The organism is uncultured Gemella sp., assembly GCF_963519265.1.
Lineage (GTDB): Bacteria > Bacillota > Bacilli > Staphylococcales > Gemellaceae > Gemella.
Window position 1 is genome coordinate 1 of sequence record NZ_CAUQNQ010000051.1, and the last position, 9,687, is coordinate 9,687.

Annotated in this window: 10 protein-coding genes; 5 read left to right on the forward strand and 5 right to left on the reverse strand. The window is 29.3% G+C overall.

The genetic code is table 11. The annotated features are described in order from the left end of the window. The 4 genes from RWN11_RS05875 to RWN11_RS05890 all read right to left on the reverse strand — a co-directional run. Nucleotides 1-666 (reverse strand): MetQ/NlpA family ABC transporter substrate-binding protein (locus RWN11_RS05875; RefSeq protein WP_314160836.1); only part of this gene is annotated, 666 nt, incomplete at its 3' end. A 93-nt stretch (nt 667-759) separates the two neighbouring features. Then, on the reverse strand, nt 760-1,584 hold the full coding sequence (locus RWN11_RS05880) for a MetQ/NlpA family ABC transporter substrate-binding protein (protein ID WP_314160837.1): 825 nt from the start codon (nt 1,582-1,584) through the stop codon (nt 760-762). 4 nt (nt 1,585-1,588) lie between these two features. Further along, nucleotides 1,589-2,260, reverse strand: a complete 672-nt coding sequence (locus RWN11_RS05885; RefSeq protein ID WP_003146663.1) for a methionine ABC transporter permease — start codon at nt 2,258-2,260, stop codon at nt 1,589-1,591. Then, nucleotides 2,253-2,987 (reverse strand): ATP-binding cassette domain-containing protein, encoded by a 735-nt coding sequence (locus tag RWN11_RS05890; RefSeq protein WP_294683107.1) that lies wholly within the window; start codon nt 2,985-2,987, stop codon nt 2,253-2,255. Before RWN11_RS05890 ends, RWN11_RS05885 begins: the two co-directional genes overlap by 8 nt. A 429-nt stretch (nt 2,988-3,416) precedes the next feature. Between RWN11_RS05890 and RWN11_RS05895 the strand changes: the two genes are divergently transcribed. Together RWN11_RS05895 and RWN11_RS05900 are read left to right on the forward strand one after the other, a co-directional pair. Continuing rightward, a complete protein-coding gene (locus tag RWN11_RS05895; RefSeq protein ID WP_314160838.1) occupies nt 3,417-4,421 on the forward strand; it encodes a LacI family DNA-binding transcriptional regulator in 1,005 nt (334 codons plus the stop codon). 2 nt (nt 4,422-4,423) lie between these two features. Next, entirely contained in the window at nt 4,424-5,221 is a 798-nt protein-coding gene (locus tag RWN11_RS05900) for a Cof-type HAD-IIB family hydrolase (protein WP_314160839.1), read from the forward strand. A gap of 197 nt (nt 5,222-5,418) precedes the next feature. On the opposite strand, the gene RWN11_RS05905 is transcribed toward RWN11_RS05900, so the two are convergent. Continuing rightward, nucleotides 5,419-6,942, reverse strand: a complete 1,524-nt coding sequence (locus RWN11_RS05905; RefSeq protein ID WP_314160841.1) for a ClC family H(+)/Cl(-) exchange transporter — start codon at nt 6,940-6,942, stop codon at nt 5,419-5,421. 144 nt (nt 6,943-7,086) lie between these two features. On the opposite strand from RWN11_RS05905, the gene RWN11_RS05910 reads away from it, so the two are divergent. The 3 genes from RWN11_RS05910 to RWN11_RS05920 form a co-directional block, all read left to right on the forward strand. After that, nucleotides 7,087-7,812 carry a rhodanese-like domain-containing protein gene (locus RWN11_RS05910; protein ID WP_314160842.1) on the forward strand — a complete coding sequence of 242 codons (726 nt, stop codon included), beginning with the start codon at nt 7,087-7,089 and terminating at the stop codon, nt 7,810-7,812. Between the two features lie 253 nt (nt 7,813-8,065). Further along, on the forward strand, nt 8,066-9,268 hold the full coding sequence (locus RWN11_RS05915) for a glycosyltransferase family 4 protein (protein ID WP_314160843.1): 1,203 nt from the start codon (nt 8,066-8,068) through the stop codon (nt 9,266-9,268). 226 nt (nt 9,269-9,494) lie between these two features. Further along, nucleotides 9,495-9,687: hypothetical protein (locus RWN11_RS05920; protein WP_314160844.1), on the forward strand; the 193-nt coding region annotated here is incomplete at its 3' end.

The window sequence follows — 9,687 nt, forward strand, 5'->3', positions numbered from 1 at the left end:
AGCTAGACCGTTTTTATCTGGAGTTAATCCTAATTTAGAGATGTAAGTTGGGTAGTTAAATACTAAATCTTTTTCGTTATAAGCTTCGTTTAGGTTAAGTAAGCTTACTTTAGTAAATTTAAGGTGTTTTGGATTATCTTTGATATCTGCTTCTGTTACTGTAAAGCTATTTGGATCTTTAAGAGTAATAACTTTAGCGTGATCTAATAAACGTAAAGCACGAGCTAAGTTTGTTGGATCTGAAGGGATAGCTACATCAGCACCATCTTTAAGATCTTTAATATCTTTAAGAGTTTTTGAGTAGAATGATACAGTCGCGTTGTAAATTGGTTGAATAGCTACAAGATGAGCATTATTTTTTTGGTTAAATTGTTCCATGAATGGTCTGTGTTGGAAGAAGTTAGCATCAACTTCTTTATTGTTTAATGCAACGTTAGCTTGAACGTTATCAGAAACTTTAACGATTTCTAAGTTGTAACCTTCTTTTTTAAGATCGTCTTTGATCATTTCTAACATGTCTGTCATTGGAGAAGTGTGAGAAGCTACTTTTACAGTAACTGGTTCTTTCTTCTCTTCTTTTTTAGGTGCTTCAGTTTTGCTTGAACATGCTGTTAAAACTAATAATAATGCAGCTAAGCTAGCTATAAATGAAATTATTTTCTTCATTATATTTTCTCCTATTAAGTATATTTTTTATTTAGAGGTAAGGTTGTTGATTGTATATATTATAGATTTTGAATTAGTAATAATAAATATTAATTAGAAAGCTGCAGTAGCTTTACCATCATAATTTTTTTGTAGGAAATCTTTAACTTTTTGGCTTGTTAAAGCTTTTTTCAATGCTTGGATTTTTGCATCGTCTTTGTTGTCTTCACGAGCTGCAAGAACACCAGCATATGTAAAGTCAGCTTTATCTTCCATTAGAAGTCCATCTTTCATTGGTGTAAGGTTTAATTTAGCAATGTAAGTAGGGTAGTTGAATACTAAATCTTTTTCTGCATATGCATCACTTAAGTTTAAAAGACTAACTTCTGTAAATTTAAGATGTTTTGGATTATCTTTAATGTCTTTTACAGTAACGTTATAGCTGTTAGGATCGTTTAATGTAATTAACCCACCGTGAGCTAATAATCTTAATGCACGAGCTAGATTTGAAGCATCAGATGGAATAGCTACATCAGCACCATCTTTAAGATCTTTAATGTTTTTGATATTTTTAGAGTAGAATGCTGGGATTGAGTTATAAACTTTTGCAACAGCTACTAAGTTTGTTTTATTTTTTTCGTTATACTGTTTCATGAATGGTTCATGTTGGAAAAAGTTAGCATCGATTTCTTTGTTTGCTAAAGCAACGTTAGCTTGAACATTATCAGATACTTTTACAATTTCAAGAGTATATCCTTCTTTTTGTAAATCTTCTTTAACTAATTCTAACATGTCAGTGAATGGTGGGACATGAGCAGCAACTTTAATTGTTTTGTTTTCTTTTTTTTCTTCTTTTTTATCGCTAGTTTTGCTTGAACATGCTGTTAATACAAGCACAAGAGCTAAAAGACTAGCAACAATAGATAATACTTTTTTCATTAATCTATTTCTCCTTCTTGTTTGTGAAACGTTTAGCTAATCCATAACCTATAGATTGAATAATAAATACATATATAATAAATATTATTACTATTAAATACATTAGATCATAATTGTACTCTTGATATCCGTATCTGAATGCAAATTCACCAAGACCACCTGCTCCGATTACACCCATTACAGTAGTATACGCTAGTAAACTAATAGTAGTATAGGTGAATGACAAGATTAAGTTATCCATTGTAGCAGGTAATAAGAAGTATCTAATAATTTGAATTTTTGTAGCTCCCATACTTATAGCCCTATCTACAATCTTTTTAGGAACGTTTATTAATGCTTGCTCAACAAAACGTGCATAGATACTTACACCAACTAGTGTAAGAGGCAAGATTGCTGCAATATTCCCAAAAGATGTTTTAAATAGAAATCTATTTACAGGAATTAATATGAATACAAAAATTAGAAATGGAACACTACGTAGGGCATTAAGAGAAATGCTAAGTCCTTCATAAACTGCTCTATTTTTTAATAAATAATCACGACTGAAAGCAAAAAGCATAATACCTAATGGTAGGGAAATGAAAAATACTGTTAACATAGAGTAAATCATCATATAGTTAGTTTCCCAAAATGCTTTCATGATACCATCGTAATTGGCTTTAAATAAATCAATCATTTAGTAAAAACTCCTTTACGTAGTTATAGTAATTACTGTCGTAATCGTCTTTTGCATTTTTATTAGGTACGACAATATCTTTTATAGTAGAATCATCGATAACTACCACTCGATCACAGAAGTTCTTCAGTAATGAAAGGCTGTGAGAAATCATAACAATTGAAATGTCAGTTGTAGTTCGCAGTTTATTTAATAGTGCAAAGATTTCTTTTTCACTATTGGTATCTAATGCAGAACTGATTTCATCACAAAGTAGAACTTCGGGTTCTTGTAGTAGTGCCATAGCGATAGCTACTTTTTGTTGTTCACCACCACTTAAGCTACCACAAAGACTGTTTTTTAGTCTTGTAATATTCATGAATTCAAGAATATCATCTATTTTCTTTTTATCAACAGAAACCTTATTTAATTTGTATACTAAACTTAAATGATAATATACTGTTTTATTATCAATAAGATTAGAGTGTTGGAATATATATGCTAGATTTTTTCTAGTATTTCTAAGGGTACTTGCATCCATACCTTTGATAGAAGAGTTTTTATATAGTATATCTCCGCTATCGTATGAAACGATCCCATTGATCATTTTAAGAATAGTACTTTTTCCGGTACCATTTCTACCGATAATTCCAATAACTTCTTTCTTATTAATATCAAACGATATATTTTCTAATTTGAAGTTAGCATCTTTATATTGTTTTGATACGTTTTTTAATTGAACTATCATAATATACCTCCAAGCTAAACTATACCACTTTCGGAAAATGATTTCAAGAGTTTTGTTTAATTTTTTTAAATTATTTGTTCATATTGTTCTATGCCTGTTTGATAGTGTTTAGACATCTGTTGTGCGATTTTTTCCAATTTGTACTGATACAGTTTGTAGTTGTAGATTGAAAGTAGTTTTAAAAATATAACAAAAATAGTAAAGATTACTATTATTATAACGATTTGTATTACTCTTAATTAGAAGATATAAAATGAATTGTATTAGAATAAAAATCAAAAGTGGATTATTTTTTTGTATTACAGGATGAAAAATTAAAGTATTTAACAAAAAAATTAGTGTTTATATTTTCTAAAAATGTTCTCATATAATTCTTTATTTATTTCCTTTAATCGTTTATAATTAAGGATGTGATTAAGGAGGTAATCTATGAAAAAATTGACAATAGTAGATATAGCAAAAATGGCTGGAGTAGGAACTACTACTGTCTCTAGGTATTTTAATGGTGGAAATTTAAAAAAAGAAACACACGAGAGAATTAAAGAAATAGTAGATAAGTATAATTACACGCCGAATACTTTTGCTAAGGCATTAAAAAGTACAGATAGTAAAATTATTGGAGTTATAGTTCCATGTCTTCATTCTTTTGTTAGTGGGAATACTTTAAAATATCTTGATAAAGAATTAAAAGATAATAATTATGAGACATTGATAATGAATGCTAATTTTGATGAAAATAAGCAGGTAGAGTATATAAAAAAATTAGCGAGAATGAATGTAGATGGAATAATCTTATTACCAACAACTATGACTAAAACTTACGAGAGTACTATAAAATCTGTGGATGTTCCTGTTGTTATGTTGGGGCAAGAGGGAGAGTATACATATAGTGTTGAGTATAATGACTTTAATGCAGCAAGAGATTTAACTAATTACATATTAGCAAGTGGTCATAAAAAAATAGCTTATTTAGGGGTTAGTGAAGATGATGTTGCAGTAGGATATTATAGAAAATTAGGAGTAATAAGGGCTTTAGAGAAGTATAATCTAGAACTTGAGAACATTTTAATTACTAATTTTGGTATGGAAGAAGGATATGAAATAGTAAGAGAGAATATTGAAAAGTTGAAAGAAGATAGTTGTTTAATTTGTGCTACGGATAATTTGGCTTATGGAGCGATAAAAGCTCTAGAAGAATCTGGTTTAAGTGTTGGAGAAAATTATTCGGTTGCTGCCTTTGGAGATTATACATCATCAGCACTATTAAAATCACCGTTAACAACGATAAAATTTGATTTAAAAGATGCGGCTAAGCAGACGGTAGAAATGTTATTAAATGTAATAAAAAAAGAAGAAACAGCTATGAAACTATTAATTGGTTATGAATTAAAAATAAGAGATAGTGTAGTTGACTTAAATAATTATGGAGAATAAAGATGACGAAGATAAAGGCAATTTTTTTTGATATTGATGGAACGATTAGAAGTTTTAAAACAAAAACAATTCCGGAGAATACTGCAAATACATTAAGAAAGTTAAAGGAACAAGGTGTTAAGATATTTATTGCTACAGGAAGAGCACCATTTCATACTACATTTTTAAATGATTTATTAGATTTTAAATTTGATGGCTATATTACGATAAATGGTCAATATTGCTATTTAGAAAATGGTGAAGTTTTAAACGATAAGATTTTATTTAAAGAAGATATAAAGAACGTACTCCCTTATTTTAAAGAGAATAAGATTGCGTGTGACTTTGCTTTATTAGATGGTGCATTTATGAATTTGAAAAATTCAAGGGTAAAATGGTTAGAAGATGAGCTAGGAGATCCAGAGCGTTTTAAAGAAGATGTATTAGCATATGATAAAGCAATTAGTGAAAAAATCTATCAGCTTAATGTCTTTGTATCAGAAGAGGAAGAAGTAGGATTTTTAGCATATATGCCTAATTCAAAAGCGGCTCGTTGGACTACTCATTTTACAGATGTTATCCCGAAAGATGGTGGAAAAAATACCGGAATTGATGCGGTTATTGCACACTTTGGTATTAAATTAGAGGAAACTATGGCATTTGGTGATGGTGGTAATGACATAGATATGCTTAAACATGCAGGAATAGGTGTAGCGATGGGGAATGCTGGCGATAATGTTAAAGAGATTGCAGATTATATCACAACAAGCGTGGATGATGATGGAATCACAAATGCTTTAAAACATTTTGATGTAATATAAGACTGAAGACAGGAGTGACCCAAAAGTCCTGAATTTTTAAAAAGTGTATATTTATAACTTATAGACACAGTGGTTTATTGAGATGTATATTCCTTTTATAAAAGCTTTTAGATATGTAATAAACCACTACTGAAAGTGACTCGACAAAATCATGATTTCTTTTAAGAAACAAGATTTTGTCGAGTCACTCCTTTTAACTATCTACTAAATTTTTCTAAGAATAAATCAACACTTTCTTTTGGCATTATAACGGTAAGTTTGTCATTAGCTTCTAAAACTGTTGTGCCTTTTGGTACTATTTCGCGTCCTGAACGTTCAATCTGAGAGATAAGTGTATTTTTTGTCCACTCTATTTCTCTTATAGATTTTCCAACCAAAAAACTATCATTTGAAATAGTTGTGAGTATTTCTACTTCCATTTCAACTTCATTATCTTCCAGTTTATTACTAGTTAGTATGCGATCTAATAAATATTCATAAACAGGTTTTGTCCCTAGTATATTCGCAGTCATATAAGCGAATAGGCAACAAAGTGCAATAGGAAGGAAATAGTTAATTTTTTGTGTCATTTCAAATAATAATATTATTGAAGTAATAGGACTTCTTACAATTGCTGTTAAATACCCAGACATGGATAATATAACAAATAACGCAGTATATTTAGCATCGAAAAAGTTACTAAATAATGTCCCAAGTATTGCACCTTGAATTAAAATAGGTAGGAATATTCCACCTGCAACACCTGAAGTAAATGATATAAGTGAGAATAAAGTCTTTATAAAATATAATGTTAATAAAAACATAAAGCTAAATTTATTCTCAATCAAAAATTCTACTAAACTATGTCCGCTTCCTAGAACTATAGGATAAAAAATAAATAGGACAAATGAAATGAGAAAAGCTACTTGGGGTCTAAAAACTATATTTAATTTGAAATATTCATAAATTTTGAATAGTATCTTTATAGTAACATTATAAAATGTTCCGAATATCCCTAATAAAATACCTAATAAAGCAACCCAAGGATATATAGTAACTTCCACATAAGGTACATCAGGGAATTTAAATATTGCTGTAAGTCCGAAAATATATTGTCCAACAATATTGGCAACCACAGCAGCACTGAAACAACAAATAATGATTTTTTTTGTAATTTGCTTGTGAACTTCTTCTATTGAGAATAAAACACCAGCTAGAGGTGCCCCAAAAGCAATTGAGAGTCCAGCACTAGCACCACAAGTAATAAGATATTTTTCTTTAATACTATCTTTTTTTAAAATTTTCGATACAAGTTTTCCACTCATGGCCCCGAGTTGAATGGATGGGCCCTCTCTACCTAAAGATAGGCCACCTAAACTAGCTGTTAATCCTCCAATGATTTTATAAATAAGTACACGTAATGGATTTGAATTAAGTCTACCTGTTATTTCTGCTGATACTTGAGGAATTCCACTTCCACTTGCCATTGGTTCTCGTTTAAGCAAAAATCCAGAAAATAATGCTAGTAAGATTAAGACAATAAATAATACAACTTTATATATCAAACCAGTTTTAATAAAATAAGCCGTATAATGAACAAGTTTTTCACTATATCCAATAAGTAATCTATAGCTCGCACCTACTATTCCTGCAGCAAGTCCAACTAAGATTCCATCAAAAAGTAATGAAGTTTCAAGCTTGAAATTTTTATTGTCTATTTTACTAATTTTGGAAATTTTCATTTAAATCTCCTTTCTAAAAAATGTCTATAATATAATTTTACTCTTAAATAGGAAAAAAATCAAAAAAATTTTTAAATATCATTTATTATTAAAAATACAAAATGTGTGATATAATATAATTATGTTAAGAAAGGAGTAAACAAGATGAATATATTAGTAGTTATTGGTATAATAGTGTTAATTATCTTAGTAGGACTTTATGCATTTTGGCTTAAATTGTTAAAAGGTAAGCCAGGGAGAATTACTGGAGCTGAAGTAGAGAAAAAATCTTTTGAAGAAGCACTTGTTGTAGATGTCCGCTGGAGAAAAGAGTATGCCAGAGGACACGCAATTAATGCCGTAAACTTACCGATTAAACTTTTTAAAAATAATAGTGATGTGCTAGATGATTATAAAGATAAAGATATAATTTTATATTGTGTAGTCGATGTAACATCACGTAATACTGAAAAATTATTAAGAGAGCGTGGATTCACGAAACTTCATATTGGAGATGGAGTTAAGCAATACGATTATGGTAAAGCAATATATAGTAATGCATTATTATCTGAATTTAAATATCGTATCTCAGCAAGTAAGAATAAGCAGTTTTTAAACTTAGGTAGTGAAATTTTAAGTGATGAAGAAATCAAAGTTTCCCCTAATGAAATAGATAGTATTTTAGATAAGTTAAATAAAGATTCAGAAATTTTTGTTTACAGTGATAAACCTGAAGAAAGTAAAGCTGTGTGTAAAAAACTTGGATTAGATGGCTATACTGTTATTAATTTAATTGAACCATTTAATACAACTAAATATCGAAATGCTTTTTATAATAAAAATGATTATATAGAAACCCAAGCTGATTTAGAAGCTTCTCCTTGCGGTTGAGCGTAGAAATTAAAATAAACGATAGGTTATCGTTTAAAATTAATGTTAATAAAAGAATGATATTTTCATTATAAGTGGAGGAATCCTTTGTATGATGAAAATAAATTTTGGGAAATTCACATAGAGTAGGATTACTAGATGTGAATTTCTTTTTTGTATAACTAACATAAAGATTTAATACGTTTACTATAAAAAAATGTTAAATTAGGTTATAATATAAGTGACGGAAAATATGAAATAGAGGATGATAATTATGAAAATTTTACACGTATTAGCACAATTACCTATTAAGACAGGAAGTGGTGTATATTTTACTAATGTTATTGAAGGGCTTAAACAGTTTGAAGTTGAACAAGCTGCGGTTTATGCAACAACGCCGGAATATGATTTTAATTTTTTAGATGAGAAATTTGAAGTTGAGTTTCAAGGCAAGGATATTAGTTTTCCTATCGTAGGTATGAGCGATATTATGCCTTATGAAAATACTTTGTATAAAAATATGACTGCTGAGATGTTGGAAACTTGGCAAGAAGCATTCCGTAAAAAATTAGAAAAAGCTAAAAAAGAATTTAAGCCAGATGTTGTAATCACACATCACTTATGGATTTTAAGTTCTATAGTTTGTGATGTATTTGAAGGTGAAAAAGTAATTGGAGTTTGTCATAATACGGATATAAGACAAGCTGAAAAGAACCCAGCAATGAAAGATAAATATGTCAAAAGCCTTGATAAATTAGATAAGATATTAGCACTGAGTAGTGGTGTTATAGAAGGAATTTCTAATATTTATAGCTACCCTGAGGATAAAATTATAAATATTGGTGCTGGATATAATGAGAAGATTTTTTATCCTGCTGAAAAATACGAAAAACAGGATAATGTAAAAATTTTATATGCAGGGAAATTTGATGAGTCAAAAGGTTTTTATGAGTTGATAAAGGCTTTTAGATTATTAGAGAAAAAAGACAATAACGTAGAATTAGAATTAATAGGGAACTTGAAAGAAGAGGATAGACCTAGGGTCGAAGCCTTAGTTGGTGATTCTAAGAAAATAAAAATTTATAACGCCGTAGATCAAGCACATTTAGGGGAAATAATGAGGCATAAAGATATTTTTATACTACCATCTTATTTTGAAGGGTTAGGTCTTATTGCGGTGGAAGCTTTAGGAAGTGGACTAAGAGTAGTTGCTACTGAGATAGAAGGGCTTATAGAATTTCTTGGAGACAAAATAAATAATTCTGAGATAATAGAATATATAGCAATGCCAACTATTTATGACACTGATAAGGCTGTTGAAGAAGAAAAACCAGCATTTGTAAATAGAATAGTAGGTGCTTTAGAACTTATGATAGAAAGAACAAGAGAGCAACGCGAGATTCCTGCTGAGTTACTAGAAGAAATTGAACACCACTCTTGGAAGAGAAAAATAGAAATTATTTATAAATTATTGTAAAATAATACTTAGTGATTATTTGCTAACGATGAATTAAACAAGGCATAAAAATTCATCAATTTAAAATATGTAGATATAAAGTTTTAATGTATTATTGATAAACTTTACGGTTGAGCTTTAATATTAAATAAATTGTACGGGAGTGACTAGAAAAAATCGCTTTGTAAAAATAAGATTTTTGAGTTGCTCCCATTTACAGTTTTTTTAGAATTATTAGGAGATGAAAATGGATAAGATAATATTAATAGATGGTAATAGTTTGAGTTATCGTGCTTTTTACGCTATGCCAGCTTTAAAAAATAAAAAAGGATTATATACAAATAGTGTATATGGTTTTACATTGATGCTAGAAAAAATATTGGCAGATACTAATCCAAAGTATGCGTTAGTTGCCTTTGATAAAGGAAAACAAACGTTTA

Bases quoted from the DNA above. Each gene is read 5' to 3' on its own strand.
- RWN11_RS05880 (WP_314160837.1), bottom strand. From the start codon at position 1,584: ATGAAAAAAGTATTATCTATTGTTGCTAGTCTTTTAGCTCTTGTGCTT.
- RWN11_RS05885 (WP_003146663.1), bottom strand. From the start codon at position 2,260: ATGATTGATTTATTTAAAGCCAATTACGATGGTATCATGAAAGCATTT.
- RWN11_RS05890 (WP_294683107.1), bottom strand. From the start codon at position 2,987: ATGATAGTTCAATTAAAAAACGTATCAAAACAATATAAAGATGCTAAC.
- RWN11_RS05895 (WP_314160838.1), top strand. From the start codon at position 3,417: ATGAAAAAATTGACAATAGTAGATATAGCAAAAATGGCTGGAGTAGGA.
- RWN11_RS05900 (WP_314160839.1), top strand. From the start codon at position 4,424: ATGACGAAGATAAAGGCAATTTTTTTTGATATTGATGGAACGATTAGA.
- RWN11_RS05905 (WP_314160841.1), bottom strand. From the start codon at position 6,942: ATGAAAATTTCCAAAATTAGTAAAATAGACAATAAAAATTTCAAGCTT.
- RWN11_RS05910 (WP_314160842.1), top strand. From the start codon at position 7,087: ATGAATATATTAGTAGTTATTGGTATAATAGTGTTAATTATCTTAGTA.
- RWN11_RS05915 (WP_314160843.1), top strand. From the start codon at position 8,066: ATGAAAATTTTACACGTATTAGCACAATTACCTATTAAGACAGGAAGT.